General features: G+C 66.5%; 18 protein-coding genes. 12 read left to right on the forward strand and 6 right to left on the reverse strand.

Annotated features, from left to right (window positions below; genetic code table 11):
• Positions 1 to 49 precede the first annotated feature (49 nt).
• From trkA to P73_RS11360, 5 genes are all read left to right on the forward strand, one after another.
• Positions 50 to 1,426 carry a Trk system potassium transporter TrkA gene (gene trkA / locus P73_RS11340; RefSeq protein WP_043869637.1) on the forward strand — a complete coding sequence of 459 codons (1,377 nt, stop codon included), beginning with the start codon at positions 50 to 52 and terminating at the stop codon, positions 1,424 to 1,426.
• Entirely contained in the window at positions 1,426 to 2,973 is a 1,548-nt protein-coding gene (locus tag P73_RS11345; protein ID WP_043869638.1) for a TrkH family potassium uptake protein, read from the forward strand. The genes trkA and P73_RS11345 overlap by 1 nt, the downstream gene beginning before the upstream one ends.
• Positions 2,974 to 3,152: 179 nt before the next feature.
• Positions 3,153 to 3,386, forward strand: a complete 234-nt coding sequence (gene hfq / locus P73_RS11350; RefSeq protein ID WP_043869639.1) for an RNA chaperone Hfq — start codon at positions 3,153 to 3,155, stop codon at positions 3,384 to 3,386.
• A 97-nt stretch (positions 3,387 to 3,483) separates the two neighbouring features.
• Complete coding sequence (hflX, locus tag P73_RS11355) at positions 3,484 to 4,782, forward strand: GTPase HflX (RefSeq protein WP_052453206.1); 1,299 nt, start codon at positions 3,484 to 3,486, stop codon at positions 4,780 to 4,782.
• The gene (locus tag P73_RS11360) at positions 4,779 to 5,144 is read left to right on the forward strand and encodes a hypothetical protein (protein ID WP_043869640.1); all 366 of its coding nucleotides are present in this window, start codon (positions 4,779 to 4,781) and stop codon (positions 5,142 to 5,144) included. The genes hflX and P73_RS11360 overlap by 4 nt, the downstream gene beginning before the upstream one ends.
• A gap of 36 nt (positions 5,145 to 5,180) precedes the next feature.
• Here the strand turns inward: P73_RS11360 and P73_RS11365 are convergent, their stop codons facing one another.
• Both P73_RS11365 and P73_RS11370 read right to left on the reverse strand, forming a co-directional pair.
• Positions 5,181 to 5,495 carry a DMT family transporter gene (locus P73_RS11365; protein ID WP_043869641.1) on the reverse strand — a complete coding sequence of 105 codons (315 nt, stop codon included), beginning with the start codon at positions 5,493 to 5,495 and terminating at the stop codon, positions 5,181 to 5,183.
• A gap of 160 nt (positions 5,496 to 5,655) precedes the next feature.
• Positions 5,656 to 8,112 (reverse strand): penicillin acylase family protein, encoded by a 2,457-nt coding sequence (locus P73_RS11370; RefSeq protein WP_043869642.1) that lies wholly within the window; start codon positions 8,110 to 8,112, stop codon positions 5,656 to 5,658.
• Between the two features lie 113 nt (positions 8,113 to 8,225).
• Here P73_RS11370 and P73_RS11375 point away from each other — a divergent pair, with 113 nt between their 5' ends.
• The 5 genes from P73_RS11375 to P73_RS11395 all read left to right on the forward strand — a co-directional run bounded on the left by P73_RS11375 (position 8,226) and on the right by P73_RS11395 (position 12,381).
• Positions 8,226 to 9,098 (forward strand): NAD(P)-dependent oxidoreductase, encoded by an 873-nt coding sequence (locus tag P73_RS11375; RefSeq protein ID WP_043869643.1) that lies wholly within the window; start codon positions 8,226 to 8,228, stop codon positions 9,096 to 9,098.
• A 115-nt stretch (positions 9,099 to 9,213) separates the two neighbouring features.
• The gene (locus P73_RS11380) at positions 9,214 to 9,897 is read left to right on the forward strand and encodes a ZinT family metal-binding protein (RefSeq protein WP_052453207.1); all 684 of its coding nucleotides are present in this window, start codon (positions 9,214 to 9,216) and stop codon (positions 9,895 to 9,897) included.
• 107 nt (positions 9,898 to 10,004) lie between these two features.
• Positions 10,005 to 10,709, forward strand: coding sequence for an RlmE family RNA methyltransferase (locus P73_RS11385; protein ID WP_174446908.1), 705 nt, complete (start codon positions 10,005 to 10,007; stop codon positions 10,707 to 10,709).
• Positions 10,710 to 10,712: 3 nt separating this feature from the next.
• Positions 10,713 to 11,798: a hypothetical protein gene (locus P73_RS11390; protein ID WP_052453208.1), complete on the forward strand. Its 1,086-nt coding sequence runs from the start codon at positions 10,713 to 10,715 to the stop codon at positions 11,796 to 11,798.
• 97 nt (positions 11,799 to 11,895) lie between these two features.
• The gene (locus P73_RS11395; RefSeq protein ID WP_052453209.1) at positions 11,896 to 12,381 is read left to right on the forward strand and encodes an RrF2 family transcriptional regulator; all 486 of its coding nucleotides are present in this window, start codon (positions 11,896 to 11,898) and stop codon (positions 12,379 to 12,381) included.
• Here P73_RS11395 and P73_RS24955 read toward each other — a convergent pair.
• From P73_RS24955 to P73_RS25630, 3 genes are all read right to left on the reverse strand, one after another.
• Positions 12,378 to 13,141, reverse strand: a protein-coding gene (locus P73_RS24955) for an IS5 family transposase (RefSeq protein WP_202966905.1) whose coding sequence is annotated in 2 segments (ribosomal slippage) — positions 12,378 to 12,811 and positions 12,811 to 13,141 — 765 coding nt in all. Because the reading frame shifts where the segments join, the coding sequence is not laid out codon by codon here. The two genes, P73_RS11395 and P73_RS24955, sit on opposite strands and share 4 nt — an antisense overlap.
• 72 nt (positions 13,142 to 13,213) lie before the next feature.
• Positions 13,214 to 13,741, reverse strand: coding sequence for a gluconokinase (locus tag P73_RS11410; protein WP_043871647.1), 528 nt, complete (start codon positions 13,739 to 13,741; stop codon positions 13,214 to 13,216).
• Positions 13,742 to 13,973: 232 nt separating this feature from the next.
• Positions 13,974 to 14,402 (reverse strand): hypothetical protein, encoded by a 429-nt coding sequence (locus P73_RS25630; RefSeq protein ID WP_139267242.1) that lies wholly within the window; start codon positions 14,400 to 14,402, stop codon positions 13,974 to 13,976.
• 391 nt (positions 14,403 to 14,793) lie between these two features.
• Between P73_RS25630 and P73_RS11420 the strand changes: the two genes are divergently transcribed.
• Both P73_RS11420 and P73_RS11425 read left to right on the forward strand, forming a co-directional pair.
• A complete protein-coding gene (locus P73_RS11420; protein ID WP_043869647.1) occupies positions 14,794 to 16,896 on the forward strand; it encodes a ParB/RepB/Spo0J family partition protein in 2,103 nt (700 codons plus the stop codon).
• 182 nt (positions 16,897 to 17,078) lie between these two features.
• A complete protein-coding gene (locus P73_RS11425) occupies positions 17,079 to 17,495 on the forward strand; it encodes a hypothetical protein (protein ID WP_043869648.1) in 417 nt (138 codons plus the stop codon).
• Between the two features lie 242 nt (positions 17,496 to 17,737).
• Here P73_RS11425 and P73_RS11430 read toward each other — a convergent pair whose 3' ends face one another.
• The gene (locus tag P73_RS11430; RefSeq protein WP_074743507.1) at positions 17,738 to 18,697 is read right to left on the reverse strand and encodes a hypothetical protein; all 960 of its coding nucleotides are present in this window, start codon (positions 18,695 to 18,697) and stop codon (positions 17,738 to 17,740) included.
• Positions 18,698 to 18,712: the final 15 nt, after the last annotated feature.

Below are 18,712 nucleotides of genomic sequence, written 5' to 3' on the forward strand. Positions count from 1 at the left end.
TGCCCGCGTTAAGTGCGAAGGCTGAGCCGAAGCGAAAGGGGATGATGCAATGAAAGTCATCATTTGCGGCGCCGGGCAGGTCGGATGGCAGATCGCCAGGCAGCTTTCGGGCGAGAGGAACGACGTGACCGTCGTCGACAACAATCCCGCGCTGGTGCGGCGTGCGACGGACACGCTCGACGTGCAGGGGATCGAGGGCCATGCCTCCTATCCCGACATCCTTGAAAAGGCGGGCGCGCGGGATGCCGACATGATCATCGCCGCCACCTATTCCGACGAGGTGAACATGGTCACCTGCCAGGTGGCGCATTCGGTCTTTGCCGTGCCGCGCAAGATCGCGCGGCTGCGGGCGCAGAGCTATCTCACCGCGATCTATTCCGACCTCTACCGGCGCGACCACATGCCGATCGACGTGGTGATCTCGCCCGAGAAGGAGGTCGCGGAGGCGGCGCTCCGGCGGCTCGCCGCGCCTGCGGCCTTCGACACGCAGGTCTTCCTCGCGGGGCGCGCGCATCTGCTGGGCATCGCGCTCGAGGCGGATTGCCCGGTGCTCAACGCCTCGCTGCGTGAGCTGACGGAACTCTTCTCCACCCTGCGCGCCACCGTCGTCGGCGTGCGCCGCGACGGCAAGCTCTTTGCCCCCGAGCCGGGGGACCAGCTCTTTGCAGGCGATGCGGTCTATGTCTTCGTCAATTCCGACGACATCGCCCGCACGCTCGAGATCTTCGGCAAGCCCCACTCCAAGCAGGAGCGCGTCGTGATCCTCGGCGGCGGCAATGTCGGGCTCGGCGTCGCGCGGGCGCTGGAGACGCGCACCGAGCGGGTGCGCGCGAAGATCATCGAGAAGGACCGCAGGATCGCGGAGCGGGCCGCCGACAGTCTCGAGCGCACCATCGTGCTGAACGGCGACGCGCTCGATCCCGAGCTCTTGTCCGAGGCAGGGGTGAGCCGGGCGGATGCCGTGCTCTGCGTCACCGACGACGACAAGGTGAACATGCTCGCCGCCGTGCGTGCGAAACAGGCGGGGGCGGCGATGGCGATCTGTCTCGTGAACGATCCCTCGCTCGTGCCGATCCTCTCCGCGCTCGACATCGACGCCTATATCAACCCGCGCGCGACCACCGTCTCCTCGATCCTGCGCCATATCCGCCACGGGCGGGTGCGCAACGTCTATTCGGTGGGCGACGGCGAGGCGGAGGTGATCGAGGCGCAGGTGCTCTCGACCTCGCCGATCTCCGGCAAGCGCATCCGCGACATCGACTTTCCCGAGGGCGTGCTGGTCGGCGCGATCGCCAAGGGCGACGTCTATGTGAAGCCGACCGGGGAGACGCGGATCGACGAGGGCGACGTGATTTCCATCTTCTCGCTCACCGCCGACGTGCCGGAGGTCGAGCGGCTGTTGCAAGTCTCGATCGACTTCTTCTGATGAACCGCTTTTCGCGCATGCCGTTCTTTGTCCAGCTGATGCTGGTCTCGGGGGGCGCGATGCTGGTCCCGGCCTTCTATGCGCTCATCCTGCGCGAATGGGACGACGCGCGGGCCTTTCTCTATCCCTCGGTGCTGGTCTGCTCCCTCGCGGGCTTCATCGCCATCGCGCTGTTCCGGCCTGAGGCGACGGAGGCCCGCGACGGCCGGCGCGACCGCGACCGGGAGGGGCGCAACCAGCTCCTGACGCTGCTCGGCACCTATACGGCGCTGCCGCTCGTGCTTGCCGTGCCCTTCGTCGAGGCGACGCAGGACACGACCTTTCTCAACGGTTATTTCGAGATGGTCTCGGCGCTCACCACCACCGGCGCGACGCTGTTCGACGATCCGGCGCGTCTGAGCCGCCCGGAGCATCTCTGGACCGCGCTCGTCGCCTGGCTCGGCGGGCTCTTCGCCTGGGTGACGGCGGTCGCGGTGCTCGCGCCGCTGAACCTCGGCGGCTTTGAGGTGATCTCCTCGCGCCAGCCCGGCCAGAGCGATGCGCGCGCCTCGCAGATCACCCGCATCGCCGCCGCGCCGGAGCGGATGGCGCGGTTCACGACGAAGCTCTTTCCGATCTACATCGGCCTCACGCTCGCGTTGTGGTTCGCGCTCGCCATGGTCGGCTCTCCCGCCTTCGTCGCGCTGATCCACGCGATGTCGGTCATGTCCACCTCCGGCATCTCGCCGGTGGGCGGGCTCACCAACACGCGCACCGGCTTCGTCGGGGAGCTGCTGATCTTCGCCTTCCTCTTTCTGGCCCTGTCGCGCAAGACCTTCACCGCCGACAACCCGCGCCCCGACGCACCGCCGCTCTGGCGCGACCCGGAGATGAAGATCGGGCTCGCGCTCATGGTGGCGGTGCCGCTGCTGCTGTTCCTGCGACATTGGGTCGCGGTGCTCGAGGTCTCGGGCGACTGGACCTTCGGCCGCGCGCTGTCCTCGCTCTGGGGGTCGATGTTCATGGTGCTCTCCTTCCTCAGCACCGCGGGCTTCGAGAGCATGGGCTGGGAGGAGGCGCGGCTCTGGTCCGGGCTCCAGGCGCCGGGCGTGCTGCTGATGGGGCTTGCGATCTTCGGCGGCGGGGTGGCGACCACGGCGGGGGGCGTGAAGCTCCTGCGCCTTTATGCCCTCGTGCGGCACGGCGAGCGGGAGATCGAGAAGCTGGTCTCGCCCCATTCGGTCGGCGGGGCCGGGGCCAACGCGCGGCGGATAAGGCGCGAAGGCGCCTATGTGGCCTGGGTTTACTTCATGGTCTTCGCCTTCACCATCGCGGGGGTGATGATGCTGCTCGCGCTGCTCGGGCTCGATTTCGAGCGGGCGGCGATCTTCACCATTTCCGCGCTGACGACGACGGGGCCGCTGGTGAGGGTCGCGGGAACCGACCCGATGAGCTATGCCGCGCTGACCGATCCGATGAAGCTCGTCCTCGCCGGCACGATGGTGCTCGGACGGCTCGAGATGCTGGCGATCATCGCGCTGCTCAACCCCGAATTCTGGCGCCGCTGACGGGGCCGACAGGCGTTAGCGCTACAAATGACGTAATTTTGCGCCGCGCCGCGGCATCGCGTCGCGATTTTCCATGCACAATCTTGACATTCCTCAAGAACTCCTGCGAACGTGAGCGCAAGTGCTGTCGCCCGAGGGACAGTTCGCATCATAAAGCGCAAGAAAAAGGCAATTTTCTCATGGCCGCCGATAAACAGAATCTCCAGGATGCCTTCCTCAATCACGTCCGCAAGACCAAGGTTCCCGTCACGATCTTCCTGATCAACGGGGTGAAGCTTCAGGGCGTGATCACATGGTTCGACAATTTCTGCGTCCTGCTGCGCCGGGACGGTCAGAGCCAGCTTGTCTACAAGCATGCGATCTCCACCATCATGCCGGCCCAGCCGATCAACCTCTACGACAGCGAGGAGTGAGGGGGCCGCGCCCCTTGCATTCCGTCCTGCACCGATTACGTGACGCGCACCCCCCGCATCCCGCGGCGGGTGCCCACGTCTGTTGAAGGAGCGGCATTTGGCCGAATTGCACGAACACGAGATCCTGCCGACGCGCGCCTGGGTTCTCCACCCGGACATCACCTCCGACCGGGACCGGCGCGATCCGGTCGCGGGGCTGGAGGAGGCCGTGGCGCTCGCCGAGGCGCTGCCCAACCTCGAGGTGGTCGGCTCGGAGATCGTGCGCCTGCCGAAGATCCAGCCCGGCCACCTGTTCGGAACGGGCAAGATCGAGGAGCTGAACCAGCGGATGAAGGCCGCGGAGGTCGAACTCGTGCTGATCGACGGGCCGGTGAGCCCGGTTCAGCAGCGCAATCTCGAGAAGGAGTGGAAGGTGAAGATCCTCGATCGCACCGGCCTCATCCTCGAGATCTTCTCCGACCGCGCGCGCACCCGCGAGGGCGTGTTGCAGGTGGAGATGGCGGCGCTGAGCTACCAGCGCACCCGGCTCGTGCGGGCCTGGACCCACCTCGAGCGCCAGCGGGGCGGGCTCGGCTTCGTCGGCGGTCCGGGCGAGACGCAGATCGAGGCGGACCGCCGCGCCATCGACGAGCAGCTCGTGCGCCTGCGCCGGCAGCTCGACAAGGTGGTGAAGACCCGCGAGCTGCACCGCGCCTCGCGCGCCAAGGTGCCGTTTCCGATCGTCGCGCTCGTGGGCTACACGAACGCCGGGAAATCCACGTTCTTCAACAAGGTGACGGGTGCGGACGTGTTCGCCAAGGACATGCTCTTCGCCACGCTCGACCCGACGATGCGGCAGTTGTCGATCCCGAACGCCCATGGCGGCGACCGGGAGATCATCCTGTCGGACACGGTGGGCTTCATCTCGAAACTGCCGACGCAACTGGTCGCCGCCTTCCGCGCCACGCTCGAGGAGGTGCTCGACGCCGATCTGATCCTGCATGTGCGCGACATCGCCGCCGAGGAGACGGAGGAGCAGAAGGAAGACGTGCTGAAGATCCTCCATGATCTCGGGATCCGGGAGGACACGCCGATGTTCGAGGTCTGGAACAAGATCGACCTGCTGCCGGAGGAGGCGCGTGCCGCGCGGCTCGAACGCGCGGGGCGGGAGCCGAATGTCTTTGCGATCTCCGCGGTCACGGGCGAGGGGATCGACGCGCTGCTCGCCGCCGTCTCCGCGTGGTTCGAGGAGGACAAGATCGAGCGCGACCTCGTGCTTCCCTATGCCGAGGGCCGGAAACGCGCCTGGCTGTTCGAGGAAGGGGTTGTGCTGAACGAGGAGATGACGCAGGACGGGTATGACCTGAAGGTCCTCTGGACCCCGCGTCAGGAAAAGCAGTTCCGGGAGATGACATGAGCGATCCGAAGCCGGGGAAACCCGCCGCCGCCCGCGCGCCTGCACAGGCGATGCCGAAGGACGGGATGCGGCTGTTCATGATGCTGTTCGAGGCGAGGGCCGGGGCGAAGACCCGCCTGCGTCCGGGGGCCTTGCATGCCATCGCCGTCTTCATGGTGGCGCCCGGCAGGGAGATCGCCATCGCCAATGCGCTCAAGGGCCTCGGGATGACCGGCTGGGAGGATCCGGAGCTGAAGCACCAGATGGACATCACCGGCCGGAAACGGCTTAAGGATGCCGATCTCGACCGGACCGCCCGCACCGCCCTCGCGAAGGGCGCGGGCTTCCTCGTCTACCGCAACGAGATCACGCGCCAGGCCTGAGCGGGACCTGGCCGCGGACGTCCGTGCCGGAACGGGTCATCCCGCCGCCTTCATCACCGCGATGCCCGCGACGATCAGCCCGGCCGCCGCGAGGCGCATCGGGTTGACGGTTTCGCCCAGCACGATCACCCCGACGACGAAGGCGCCGACCGCGCCGATGCCGGTCCAGACCATATAGGCGGTGCCGAGCGGCAGGTGGCGCATGGCGAGGCCGAGAAGGCCGAAGGAGGCGAGCATGGTCAGGATCGTGAAGACGGAGGGGCCGAGGCGGGAGAACCCGTCGGACTGTTTCATGGAATAGGCCCAGACGACCTCGAGCAGCCCCGCGACCGTGAGATAGATCCATGCCATGTGCCGTCTCCCCGTGGGTTTGTCCGGTACCCCTGTCCGGTACCTTTGCCTCAGGATGCTGCGCCGCGGGACCGGGCGCAAGAGGCATGAAATAAATATTCTCACCAGGAAAGGCGCGGGATCGGAGAGCGCCTGTTTTCCGGGCGAAGGCCGGGGCGCCTCAGCGGGGCCGCAGATGCGTGACCCCGACGCCTGCCGCGCGGGCGAGTTCCGGGTCGAGGCTCATCGGCACATATTCCCCGCGCCGCCACAAGCCGCCCAGGTCGTCGTAATGGCGGGAGAGCGGATGGCCGGACTGTCCGGTCGCGATGATGAAGACGGAACTGTCGGGATCGGCGAAATCATAGACCCCGCGATAGGCCGCGCCATGGACATTGGCGAAGGGATTGGGGCCCTCGCCGGAGGTGACGCCGCGCATCAGCGTGTTGTCGCCGCCCGATGTCGACTGGCGGATGTTCACCACCCATTTGAGAAACGGCGTGTTGCCGAGCACGGGATGGGTATGGGTGGCGACATGGGCGTCGCCCCAGCGCAGGGATTCGAGATCGGTGGAATACTGCTCCCCGATCCACACGAGCGCATCGTCGAGCGCCATCCGCGCCACGTCGGTACAGCTCTCCACGGCGGCGGACTGGATCACGTCGCACCAGGCGGAGGCGCCGTCGATGTCGCGGAAGACGCGTTCGATGAAGATCGGGTCGACATGGGTGAACTCATGGGCGAGCGGGCCGAGGTCGTCGCGGATCAGCCGGTCCTGGAGGGCGTGCATCCAGGCGTAGTAGATCAGCGGCTCGGGCAGGTGTTCACTCATCTCCCCGTTCCATTCCGCGAGCAGGGTGAGGGCGCGCTGGCGCAGCCGCTCCGGCGTGCCCTCGGGGGCGGCCTCGCCGGTGAACCAGAGGTCGGCGCCGACGAGCGGGAGGAGGGTGCGCGCGGAGGGGGAGACGACGTCGTTCTGGACCTCGATGAAACTTTCGCGCGTATGGACCTCGCGCGCCTGCATCAGCCGTCGCCAGCGCTGGATGCGCTGCGTGTCGCCCCAGTTGTAGGACAGGTGATCGGGAAAGGGTGCCTCCACCGTCTTGTTGTTCGTGTTGCCGATGATGCCGTCGCGGCCGGCCTCGAACAGCGGCAGGTCGGCGAAGGGGCGCCAGCCCTGCCAGCGGTTCGTGGCGATCCAGCCGGGCGAGGGGATGCGGCCGCGGGACTGGTGGGCGGGGTCGCGGGCGGGCGCGCGGCCGATGACCTTCATCGCGACGCGGGAGGGATCGGCGAGCGCGAGGTTGAGGGAGGGGGCGGCGAACTCCTCTGCCGCCGTCATCGCCGCCTCGATCGTATGGGCATGGTTCAGCGCCACGAGCGCGCTCATCGAGCGGTCGTCGGGCAGGAGGGCGGTCCAGGCGACCGACATCACATGCCCCGGCGGGGTGATCGTCCCGACGTCGAAGGCTTCCTTCGGCAGGACGGGTCCGTTGTCCGTCCATTGCAGGGTGAGCGTGACGGGTTTCGCGTTCTTGATCTGGACGATCGAGGGGCGGCTGCGCATCGCGCTGAACCCGTCGGGCGTCAGCACCTCCTGCGGATTGTCGGGATTGAGCCGTTCGACATAGAGATCCGCATCGTCGAGATAGGAGGCGGTGATGCCCCAGCCGAAATCCTCCCGCCGGCCGGAGACGATGCCCGGAACGCCGGGAATGGAGGCGCCGATCACGCCGCCGTTCTCGAGCTCGAGCCGCGCGAGATACCAGGCCCCCGGCGCGGTGAACCCGAGGTGCGGGTCGTTGGCCAGCAGCGTGGCGGAACTCGTCGAGCGGCCGGGAGCGGCCGCCCAGACGTTCGAGGCCCCCGCGAGGCCGCGTTCGGGGAAGGGCGCCATGGCGTAGTCGGTCTGCGTGCCGGGCGCGCCGGGCGGGACATCGGGAAAGAGCGCGGCATAATCGTCCAGAAGCGCGGTGCCCCGTCCCGGCGCATCGGGCATGAGGTCGGCGAGTCGTTCGGGCGAGAGCAGCAGCGAGGCGCGCGCGCGGAGCACCTCGTCGGGGATCTGTTCGGACAGGGAGACGGCGGTGAGTTTCAGGATGGCGAGGGAATCGGCGGGCTGCCAATAGGCGATCTCGGTCGGAAAGAGGAAGAATTCCGGCGCCCCGCGCCCCAGCGCGTCCTCGTTCACCTCCGCGATCCAGGCATTGACGCCGCGCGCATAGGCCTCGAGGGCGGCGCGCGTCTCCTCCGACTGTGCCTCCACGGAAGCCTGGGCGGCCTGATAGAGGCCGAGCCGCCGCATCAGCGTGTCGGTCGCGAAGGTGCGCTGGCCGTAGACCTCCGACAGCCGCCCCTGCGCGGTGCGGCGCAGCAGCATCATCTGGAACAGCCGGTCCTGCGCGTGGGTGAAGCCCAGGCCGAAATAGACGTCCTCGTCGCTGCTGCCGAAGATATGCGGCACATTGGCATTGTCGCGCGCGATCTCCACCTCCGCGCCGATGCCGGCCACGTCGTGATCGGCGTTGTAATCGGGCAGGGAGCGCGCCGCGAGCCAGTAGGTCAGCCAGATGCCGAGCACGCCGAGCAGCACGAGGCCGGAGACGAGTTTCAGAAGGATCGAGAAGATACGCGCCATGAAAGGGCCTGTCCCCGTGAAGTCAGCTATGCGGAGTTATCCGTTGACGGCGCAGAACAAGGCCTTACCGTCTGGCCTCGCCTTAAAGCACATTGCAGGGAAAGGGAAAAGCCATGGCAAAAGTCGCGTTTCTGGGGCTCGGGGTGATGGGATATCCGATGGCCGGTCATCTGGCGTCACGGGGTCACGATGTGACGGTCTACAACCGCACCGCGGCAAAGGCCGGCGACTGGGTGCGCGCGCATGGCGGCAAGGATGCGCCGACGCCGCGCGCCGCGGCGGACGGATGCGATTTCGTGATGGCCTGCGTGGGCAATGACGAAGATTTGCGCGCGGTCTGCCTCGGGCCGGAGGGGGCTTTTGCCGGGATGGGCGACGGCGCGGTCTTCGTCGACCACACGACGGTTTCGGCGAAGGTGACGCGGGAGCTTGCCGCCGTCGCGGCGGAGGCGGGGATCGGCTATGTCGACGCGCCCGTGTCGGGCGGGCAGGCGGGCGCGGAAAACGGCGTGCTGTCGGTGATGTGCGGTGGCTCCGGGCGGGATTTCGCCCAGGCCGAGCCGGTGATGGCCGCCTATGGCAGGATCGTGAAGCGCCTGGGCGAGGTCGGCGCGGGGCAGACCGCGAAGATGTGCAACCAGATCTGCATCGCGGGGCTCGTGCAGGGGCTGTCGGAGGCGCTGAACCTTGCGGAGAGATCCGGGCTCGACGGAGAGGCGCTCGTCGAGGTGATCTCCGGCGGGGCGGCGGGAAGCTGGCAGATGGTGAACCGCCACCGGACGATGCTCGCGGGCGACTACGAGCACGGCTTTGCCGTCGACTGGATGCGCAAGGATCTGAAGATCTGTCTCGAGGCGGGGGACGAGGTCGGCGCCGCCCTGCCGGTCACGGCGCTGGTCGACCAGTTCTACAAGGATGTGCAGGCCATGGGCGGCGGGCGCTGGGACACCTCGAGCCTTCTGGCACGGCTGAAGGCGCTCGGCTGACCCCGGCCGGGCGGGGTTGCACCGCCCGGCGCTTTTCTCTAGGAGGGATGTGTTATGATATAACATTACGGAATCAGCGGCGCGCGACGCCGCAGGACAGGAACAGGAGAAACACATGAGGTTGACGACACCCGGACCGATCGGCGCGATTTTCGGCGCCGCCCTGCTGGCCGCGACCGGCGCGGTCGCGAACGACCACGACCATGATCACGGCCATGACCACACCCACACCCACAGCCACAGCCATGGAGACGATCCGCGCGCCGAACAGATCTACAGCGGCCATTTCGAAGACGATTGGATCGCACCGCGCCCGCTCTCCGACTGGGAGGGCGAGTGGCAGTCGGTCTATCCCTATCTCACCGACGGCACGCTCGACCCGGTGATGGCGCACAAGGCCGAAAGCGGCGAGAAGAGTGCCGCGGAGTATCGCGCCTATTACGAAACCGGCTATGCGACCGGGGTGGACCGGATCGAGATCGCCGGCGACAGGGTGACCTTCCACGAGGGCGACACCTCCTATGGTGGGCGCTACGAGAGCGACGGCTACGAGGTTCTGACCTACGAGGCAGGCAATCGCGGCGTGCGCTTCGTCTTCGAGAAGGCCGGGGGCGATGCGGAGGCACCGGAGTTCATCCAGTTCAGCGACCATATCATCGCGCCGCAGAAGGCGGATCACTATCACCTCTACTGGGGCGACGACCGCGCGGCGCTGCTCGAGGAGCTGAGCAACTGGCCGACCTACTATCCGGCGTCGCTGTCGGGCGAGGAGGTCGTCGCGGAGATGCTCGCGCACTGACCGTGCCGGGCCGGGCAGGGCCTCCCGTCTCCCCACGGGGTGCCTTGCCCGCTTTACCCTTCCCCGCGCGCGCTGCTATAAGGCTCCCGATCAAGGGGATGCGCGACATGAGCACGAAGAAGACCTCCGGACGCGGCCAGCGCGATCTGCGGGTGAAGGTGAAATCCGCCCGCGGGCGCAAGCTCAGCTCGACGCGCTGGCTCGAGCGTCAGTTGAACGATCCCTATGTGAAGCGCGCGAAACTCGAGGGCTATCGCGGCCGCGCGGCCTTCAAGATCCTCGAGCTCGACGACAGGTTCCGCTTTCTCGTGCCCGGCGCGCGGGTGGTCGATCTCGGCTGTGCGCCCGGCGGCTGGTGCCAGGTCGCGGTGAAGCGGGTGAACGCCCTTGGCGAGAAATCCGGCAAGCAGATCGGCACGGTCCTCGGCGTCGATCTCCAGGAGGTCGAGCCGATCGCGGGGGCGGAAACCCACCAGCTCGATTTCATGGAGGACGGCGCGGACGAGAAGGTGAAGGGCTGGCTCGGCGGCGAGGCGGATGTGGTGATGTCGGACATGGCCGCGGCCTCCTCCGGCCATAAGCAGACCGACCACCTGCGCATCATCGCGCTGTGCGAGGCGGCGGCGCATCTCGCCTTCGACGTGCTCACCCCCGGCGGAACCTTCGTGGCGAAAGTGCTCGCGGGCGGGGCGGAGGGAGAGTTGCAGAAGCTCCTGAAGCAGAAATTCGAGAAGGTCGTGAATGTGAAACCGCCCGCCTCGCGCGCCGACAGTTCGGAGAAATTCGTCGTGGCGACCGGATTTCGGGGCTGAGCCATGGGCGGCGCCGGGCAGGAGGGCTGGCTGAGGATCGCCGCGGGCGCCTCGGAGGTGGCGCTCGATCCGGCGATCGGCAATATCCGCAGGTTCCGTGTCCGTGGGCGCGAGATCTTCCATACCGCCCATTGGGTCGGCACGCCCGCCGCGGAGCAGGCGGACAGCGCCGTCGATGCCGGGCTCGCCGGCGATTTCCTCGCCGCGCCCTTCGGCAGTTCCGATCTTCTGGACGATCCGCCGCACGGCTGGAGCGCGAATTCCCCCTGGCATGTCACCTCGCGGGCGCAGGACGCGGGGTCTGCCGTGCTCTGCCTCACGCTCGGCGCGCGGGTGATGGGCGCGCGGGTGACGAAGGAAGTGCGGCTGCGCAGCGGCGAGAGCGTGCTCTACCAGTGCCACGGGATCGCGGACGGGGCGGGCGTGCTTCCCGTCGCCCATCATCCGATGTTCCGCCTCGCGCCCGGCGACGCGATCACCTTTTCCCCGAAGCGTGCCGCGCTGACCGCCGGCCCGCCGCTCGCCGCGCGCCATGGCCTCGCCTATCCGGCGCGGACCGCGGATCCGCGTGTCTTTCCCGCGGCCGCCGGCGGGACGCGGGATCTCACGCGCTATCCCGACGCGGGCCGGGAGGAGGATTTCGTGACCCTGGTCGAGGCGGAAGGCGCGCGGCTCGGCTGGACCGCGCTGCTGCGGCGGCAGGCCGGCGATCTCCTCGTGATCCTCAAGGAGGCGCGGATCCTGCCGGTCACGATGCTCTGGATCTCCGACGGCGGCCGGGATCACGCGCCCTGGGACGGGCGGCATGCCGGCGTGCTCGCGGTCGAGGACGGCGTGACGGCCGGGGCGCAAGGCCACCGCGCCGCCGCCGAAGGAGGCTCCGCCGTCGCCCGCGAGGGCGTGGCGACGGGCCTCGTGCTGGCGGAGGGCCGGCAGCACAGGATCCGCCACGCGATCGCCGTGCTCGACCCGCCCGAAGGATTCGGCCCGGTGACGGAGGTCGTGCTCGCCTCCGGCCGGCTCGTCGCCGCCGATGCGGCGGGGCGCAGCGCCGCCACGGCCTTTGCACCGGGGTTTTTCGCCATCTGAGATGTCTCTTTTCTGATCCAGATCAACGCAGGCGGGCAGGGCCGACCTGTAGGCTGGCCGGAAAGGACCGGGAGGGCGCCGGGAGGGCGAAGGTGACATGCGACTGACGATCCGAACGAATCTGGCGATGCGGGTGCTCATGGCCTGTGCGGTCAACGATAGCCGCATGGTGCGCCGCGCGGAAATCGCCCAGGCGGCGAACGCATCGGAAAACCATCTGGCGCAGGTCGTGCACCTGCTTGCGACCAGCGGCTATATCGAGACGACCCGCGGCCGGGCCGGGGGGCTCGTGCTGGCGCGCCCGGCCGGCGAGATCTCCATCGGCGAGGTGTTCCGGCAGTTCGAGGCGGGCGTTCCCTTCGCGGAATGTTTCTCGGGCGTGGACAATACCTGCCCTCTCAAGGTCGCCTGCCGCCTGCGCGGCGCGCTCCAGGCGGCGCTCGACGCGTTCTATGGCGTGCTCGACGGGATGACCCTCCAGGATCTGATCGAGGACAACGACGGGCTCGAGGCGCTGCTGCACCTGCCGGGTGCCGCGGGCGCGTCGCTGCGGAGCGGATGCGTGCGGATCTTTCCCGGCTAGAGCACGTACTCAATTGATCGCAACCAGATCCTTGTTGAGGCGAGGGCGACTGCTGCGAGGAAGTTGACCGCATGCTTTTCGAAGCGTGTGGCGATGCGGCGAAACTGTTTGATTTTGCAGAAGTATCGTTCAACGAGATTGCGGCGGCGGTAGAGATCGGGCGGGACGCTGCGTTGCAGGCGGACGCGGCTCTGGGTCGGGATATGTGCTTCGCCACCCCGCGCCGCCACGCGCTTTACCAAGGCCAGGCTGTCGTATCCTCGGTCTGCGACGACGATGCCGGGGGGCAGGTCGTCCAAGAGCAACGGAGCCACCGTCTTGTCGGAGGCCTGTCCGGCCGTAATGTGCAGCCGGACCGGCAAGCCGTCCTGATCGACCACGGCGTGGATCTTGGTGCTCAGTCCGCCACGAGAACGGCCGATGGCGTGAGCCTCGCCCCCTTTTTTCCACCTGCGGCGTGCTGATGGGCGCGGACGATGGAACTGTCGATCAACTGCAGCGACTGCGGCGATCGTTGTGCCAGTTCCTCGAACACTTTCAGCCAGATACCGCGCTTGGCCCAGCGGTTGAACCGGTTGTAGACGGTCGTGTATGGGCCATATCGCTCCGGCAGATCGCGCCAAGGTGCGCCAGTCCGCAGCACGTAAAATATCCCGTTCACCACCCGCCGGTCATCAACCCGACGCTTGCCCTTGCCAGGCTTCGGAATGAGCGGCTCCACCAGTTGCCACTCCTCGTCGCTCAGATCGTACCGCGCCATGAAACCCTCCGCTTTTGGCAGAAGTGAATCATAACACGCTACAAACGGAAATACACTTATTGAGTACGTGCCCTAGCGCCGCCCGGCCGCCAGCCGCGACAGCGCCGCCTGGACCAGCGCATCGCGCGAGGCAGTGGCATCGAGCACCAGCGCCGCCTCGTCGGCTGCCGGCGGTTCGAGGGCGGCGAACTGGCTCTCGACCAGCGTGGCGGGCATGTAATGGCCGCTGCGCGTGCCGACCCGCGCGCGGGCGGTCTGCGGGTCGAGCGCGAGATGGAGGAAGAGGAGCGGCCCGGCCTGCCGCAACCGGTCGCGATAGGCGCGTTTGAGGGCGGAACAGGACAGCACGCAGCCGGTCTCGCGATAGGCTGTCAGCGCCTGTGCGAGCCGGTCGAGCCACGGCCCGCGCATCGCGTCGTCGAGCGGGCGGCCCGCCGCCATCGCGGCGCGGTTCTCCGGCGGATGGAACAGGTCGCCTTCGAGAAAGGGCAGCCGCAGCGCCGCCCCCAGCCGCGCGCCGAACGTGGACTTGCCGCAGCCGCTCACGCCCATGACGACGATCCGGGGCGCGCGTTCCGTGGCTGGTCTCTTCTCCGGCATGGCCTGCTCCCTCTCCGGGCCTCCGAACATGCCGCGTCCGGCTGGGAGGAGCAAGGCGAAAGCACGCGGAGGGGAGGCGGCCGCGTGGGCCTGCATCCGTGATATCGAAAGGGATAAGTGGCGGGGCACGCGGGATAGCGATGAGAACTATGTCTACTCCATAGCCCTCCATGACCCTACAAAATAGACGTTCGCATGGCGTTGACGGCCGCTACAGGAGAGCAGCTTCCACTTAGTCGCGCTTGCTGGCATGAGAAAAATCGTGCTGCTGCCATTCCTCAATCGTCCACATTCCAGGCGGCTTTGTGGGTTCTTTGCCCGCGAGTGCCATCCATTTCACGATTGCGCGCCAGGCTCTATTTTCGCAAGGGAGATTGCTTCGCCAAAACCCCCGATCCTCGACATCATCGGGAGTGAACTCCACCTTGCCGCAAAACTCGGCAAGGATTCTCCGTTCATACGGTTCAAGATGCAGCGGGTTCGGTTGATCCGGACGGCTATCGGCCTCGGCCAATTCCGTCCGGCGCTGTTCCTTCCTGTCCTCCCGCTCGAATATCTGGCGCACACGCTCACGCGAGATCTGGTAATCCCGCGCAAGGGCCGGGAAGGTCTCGCCAGCTCGCCGGCGTCTTAGAATCTCCCGATTGCGTTTCTCGACCATGGCGAAGCCACCTCGCCAACTACTCTGACAGTATCGGCATACTACTCTCTTTGCTTACCAGATGAAGATGCGATCAGGATGGCAGGGCTTCACGCCATCCGCGTTCCCATATCCTGATCCAGCTCATGTGCCCGTCCGCCGCTTCGCTTTGGCCGGGCCGGTTGCTTGGGGGCGATGCCCCCTGGCGCGGCACAAGGGCGGCCGGGCGGTATCCCCAGCCTTCCGCGCGGATACATGCTTCGCATCTTCGTCATCACTTCGATCCGCTTGTGCAGGCCGGGTGATCCCCCTCCGCCCGTCCGCCCTTGCACCTTGCACCCCCCGGTCTCGCCGACGGGCAGGGTTGCAGCGCAGCGCTGCGCTCCAACCCAAGCCCATGAAAGGAAAGACCATGACGACGAAGACACAGACCCCGACCGTTCCCGAACATGGCGAAACGGTTTTCATCCCGCTCAACAAGCTCAAGAAGCACCCGCAGAACGCCCGGAAGACCCCGCACAGCGAAGCGTCCATCGAGGCGAAGGCGGCGAGCATCGCCGCCAAGGGCATCCTGCAAAATCTGGTGGTGGAGCCGGAACTTGACGCGGAAGGCGAGCCGACCGGCTGCTATCTGGTGAGTGTCGGCGAAGGCCGCAGGCTGGCGCAGTTGCTGCGCGCCAAGCGCAAGGAGATCAAGCGGACCGAGCCGATCCGCTGCGTCATCGACACGGCGAACGACCCTGCCGAGATCAGCCTTGACGAGAACGTGACCCGCGAAGACCTGCACCCCGCCGACCAGTTCGAGCGCTTCCGCGAGCTTGCCGAAACGCGCGGATGGGGTGCGGAGGAAATCGCCGCCCGCTTCGGCGTCACCGCGCATGTGGTGAAGCAGCGGCTTCGCCTCGGCGCGGTCAGCCCCAAGCTGATGCAGGTCTACCGTGACGGCGATCTGACCTTGGATCAGTTGATGGCCTTCGCCATCACCGAGGACCATGCCCGGCAGCAACAGGTTTTCGAGAACCTGTCCTACAACCGCGAGCCGTGGATCATCCGCCGCGACCTGACCGCCAGCAATGTGGTGGCAACCGACCGGCGCGCAATCCTTGTCGGGGCGGAAGCCTATACGGAGGCGGGCGGCACCATCATCCGCGATCTGTTCACCGATGATCGTGGCGGCTTCTATGAAGATGCCGCGTTGCTGGATCGGCTGGCCCTCGACAAGCTGGAAGGCATCGCGGCGCAGGTTCAGGAGGCCGAGGGGTGGAAATGGGTCTCGACCCATATCGACTGGCCCCACGCTCACGGCCTGCGCCGCAGCTATCCGCAGCCGGTAGAGCTTTCGGAAGAAGACGAAACCGCCTACGACGCCGCGCAGGAGGAACTTGAACGCCTGTCGGCGGAATGGGAGGACGCGGACGTGGACCTGCCGCCGGAAGTGGATCAGCGCTTCGCGGAGCTTGAAGCCGAAATCGAGCGGATCGACGCCAAGCGCTATGCCTATGAGGCCGACGAGATCGCGCGCGGTGGCGTGTTCGTGGTTCTGAACCATGACGGGGAAGCCCGGATCGAGCGCGGGTTCATCCGGCCCGAGGACGAAGCCCCGGAACCGGAGGAACCCGAAGCGGAGGACGGCAGCACCGTCATCGACGGGGTGCGCGTCAACGGCGATGGCGAAATCATGGACGGTGGCGAACATGATGGGGACGGCCATCCCGTTTCCGACCATGAGCCGGAGGACGAGGATGCGGAGGAAGACGGCAAACCGCTGTCGGACTCGCTCATCCGCGACCTGACCGCGCATCGCACCCTTGCCCTGCGTCTCGCCCTTGGCGAGCAGCCGGACATGGCCCTGATCGCCGTCACCCATGCGCTCGCCGCGCAGACCTTCTATCGCGGCGGCGGGGATGCCCATTGCCTCGAAATCCGCCCGACGAGCGGCTATCTCGCCAGCCACGCGGACGGGATCGAGGACACGGCGGCGGCGAAGGCGTTGGAGGATCGCCATGCCGGATGGGCGGCGGACATGCCGCGCGACGTGGCGGAGCTTTGGGGCTTCATCGCCGGACTGGATCATGCCAGCGTCATGGCCCTGTTCGCCCATTGCGCTTCGCTGACCGTCAATGCCGTCAAGCAGCCGTGGGAGGCTCACAAGCGCCATGCCCTTGCCACCGCCGACAGGCTGGCGACGGCGGTTGCGCTCGACATGACGGCGCACTGGACGCCCACGGTTCGGGCCTATCTCGGGCGCGTCACCAAGGCGCAAATCCTCGCCGCCGTGCGCGATGCCCTTGGCGACGAGGCGGCGGAGCGGATCGCGGACAGGAAGAAGCCGGAAATGGCGGAAGCCGCCGGGCAGCTTCTGGCCGGGACCGGCTGGCTGCCGCCCGTGCTGCGCACCGAGCGGCCCGGATGGCTGGCCGACGAGCAGCGGGAAATTCCCGCCGCCGAGGACATGCCGGAGGCCGAGAGCGCCGAGGCCACGGAGGACGAGGCTTTTCCCGTCGCGGCGGAATGAAGGCGGGCCGGGAGCGCACAAGCGGTCCCGGCCTTTCACCCGAAAAAATCGCGGCCGCGCGGCTTTCCCGCGCGGCCGGATGACCTCGACAGATTGGAACAATAACGGCACCATAAAGATGTGCAGCGACAGTGTTGACGACTGCGCGAAAGGCGGTGCTGCAAAGTCAAAGGAACAAGATCATGGTCGCCGTCATGTTCATGAGCGTTGCGTTGATCGCGCTTCTCTGCGTTCTCGCCTATACGCTCGCCATCTATGCGCTGCCCTTTTTCGTCGGGTTGGCCGCCGCGCAATTCGCCTATCAGACCGGCTCCGGCCTGATCGGCGCGGGGCTGGTCGGGCTGTTCTCGGCTGGCGTTGCCTTCGGCGTCCTGGCCGTGCTGTTCGAGACGATCCGCACACCCGTCATCCGCCTGATCGTGGCGCTTGTCTTCGCCGCGCCCGCCGCCGTCGCGGGCTATGCACTGGTCCATGGGATCACCAAGGAGGCGGTGCCGTCCGAAATCTGGCGGCAAATCTTCTGCATCGTCGGGGGCGGATGCGTCGGCATCGCGGCATGGATGCGGTTGGCGGCGGGCGTCGGCCAGCCCTCGGGTTAGCCGTGTCGCGCGATGCTGATCCTACCTTCGCCAGTTCTGTTTGAATTCATCGTCAAACCACATCTCCACGTCATAAGAGACGGAGGTGGTGGTGCGGAAATCAAGGTAAGATGAATAATTCTGCTGGACCCATGACAGGAAGCTGCCGAAGCTCAACTGGTCTGCCGGAGTGGACGAAAAGCCACATTCTTTCCGCCATTGATGGCACAAATGCCGGACAGCCTGTTCGCATTCAGCTTTTTTCACGCGTGGTCCCCGTTTGCCGCGAAGATCACGATTTCAGGCTCCCAACCGGCAGGAAGCTCCGGTGGACTCACCGAGTCCAGATCGAGGCGGATAAACGACTTGAGAATCGACTGAAACGTGTCCGTATCCCGCGCCCAGTGAATGACGCCATCGAAATCTTTGGCGAGCTTGTGCGTCAAGTCGAGTGAAGACCGCCGATTGACCCCAACAGGACTGTCCACCTGCACGATGGCGATCCTGTCGCCGCCCACCCATCGCACGATGTCTTCAGGGAGTTCATGCGCATAGTTACGACGGCCATCCCAAACGGCGGTTCTGATGACTTTTCCGGCAGGAGTTCCAACCCGGAATATCCATGGCGAGTCTTCCTGCGTGACACCGGATGCTGGATAGAATCTGGGCGGCGGCGGTCGATTGAGCATCGAAGCTTTTTGTTCGCGTATCTTGCGCCGCTGCGCTTCGGTCAATCGGCCAAGCAAGGCGCCGCTTGGATCGAACTGACGGATATGTTTCGAGTAGGAAACTTCAGCGGTGCCCGCGTCGTAAACATCTGAATTCGGGAATGCGAACAACAATACCTGCCCCGTGAAGCTGCGCAGATGCCGCATCACGATATCCCATGCGATGTCGTCGTGGACGATAGGCACAATGTGAAGTGCGGCTCCCGGCGCTTCCATCGACAGTCTTTCGATGACAGCGATACCAACAGCGCTGAAGGATTCTCCGTCACCGAGGCAGAATCCGACATGGAAGGTCCGCTCACCAACAACTGCTCTGAACGCGCGCAAGATGACCTGCGTCGTGTCCGGTATTGTATCATCACCTGTCAGTTCGCGAATGCGTGCTCCGTCAATCTCCGCCGCCGGCGGCAGAACGTGAAGATCTATCGTGCCGTTGTAGCGATCAGAATCCGGCCAAGCAGCCCGTTCTTGCTTCTTTCGCTTGGCTTCACCCATCGCATTTCTCCCAAA

Origin of the sequence: Celeribacter indicus (assembly GCF_000819565.1) — a bacterium.
Taxonomy (GTDB): Bacteria; Pseudomonadota; Alphaproteobacteria; order Rhodobacterales; family Rhodobacteraceae; genus Celeribacter; species Celeribacter indicus.

Bases quoted from the DNA above. Each gene is read 5' to 3' on its own strand.
- trkA (WP_043869637.1), top strand. From the start codon at position 50: ATGAAAGTCATCATTTGCGGCGCCGGGCAGGTCGGATGGCAGATCGCC.
- P73_RS11345 (WP_043869638.1), top strand. From the start codon at position 1,426: ATGAACCGCTTTTCGCGCATGCCGTTCTTTGTCCAGCTGATGCTGGTC.
- hfq (WP_043869639.1), top strand. From the start codon at position 3,153: ATGGCCGCCGATAAACAGAATCTCCAGGATGCCTTCCTCAATCACGTC.
- P73_RS11360 (WP_043869640.1), top strand. From the start codon at position 4,779: ATGAGCGATCCGAAGCCGGGGAAACCCGCCGCCGCCCGCGCGCCTGCA.
- P73_RS11365 (WP_043869641.1), bottom strand. From the start codon at position 5,495: ATGGCATGGATCTATCTCACGGTCGCGGGGCTGCTCGAGGTCGTCTGG.
- P73_RS11370 (WP_043869642.1), bottom strand. From the start codon at position 8,112: ATGGCGCGTATCTTCTCGATCCTTCTGAAACTCGTCTCCGGCCTCGTG.
- P73_RS11375 (WP_043869643.1), top strand. From the start codon at position 8,226: ATGGCAAAAGTCGCGTTTCTGGGGCTCGGGGTGATGGGATATCCGATG.
- P73_RS11380 (WP_052453207.1), top strand. From the start codon at position 9,214: ATGAGGTTGACGACACCCGGACCGATCGGCGCGATTTTCGGCGCCGCC.
- P73_RS11385 (WP_174446908.1), top strand. From the start codon at position 10,005: ATGAGCACGAAGAAGACCTCCGGACGCGGCCAGCGCGATCTGCGGGTG.
- P73_RS11390 (WP_052453208.1), top strand. From the start codon at position 10,713: ATGGGCGGCGCCGGGCAGGAGGGCTGGCTGAGGATCGCCGCGGGCGCC.
- P73_RS11395 (WP_052453209.1), top strand. From the start codon at position 11,896: ATGCGACTGACGATCCGAACGAATCTGGCGATGCGGGTGCTCATGGCC.
- P73_RS11410 (WP_043871647.1), bottom strand. From the start codon at position 13,741: ATGCCGGAGAAGAGACCAGCCACGGAACGCGCGCCCCGGATCGTCGTC.
- P73_RS25630 (WP_139267242.1), bottom strand. From the start codon at position 14,402: ATGGTCGAGAAACGCAATCGGGAGATTCTAAGACGCCGGCGAGCTGGC.
- P73_RS11420 (WP_043869647.1), top strand. From the start codon at position 14,794: ATGACGACGAAGACACAGACCCCGACCGTTCCCGAACATGGCGAAACG.
- P73_RS11425 (WP_043869648.1), top strand. From the start codon at position 17,079: ATGGTCGCCGTCATGTTCATGAGCGTTGCGTTGATCGCGCTTCTCTGC.
- P73_RS11430 (WP_074743507.1), bottom strand. From the start codon at position 18,697: ATGGGTGAAGCCAAGCGAAAGAAGCAAGAACGGGCTGCTTGGCCGGAT.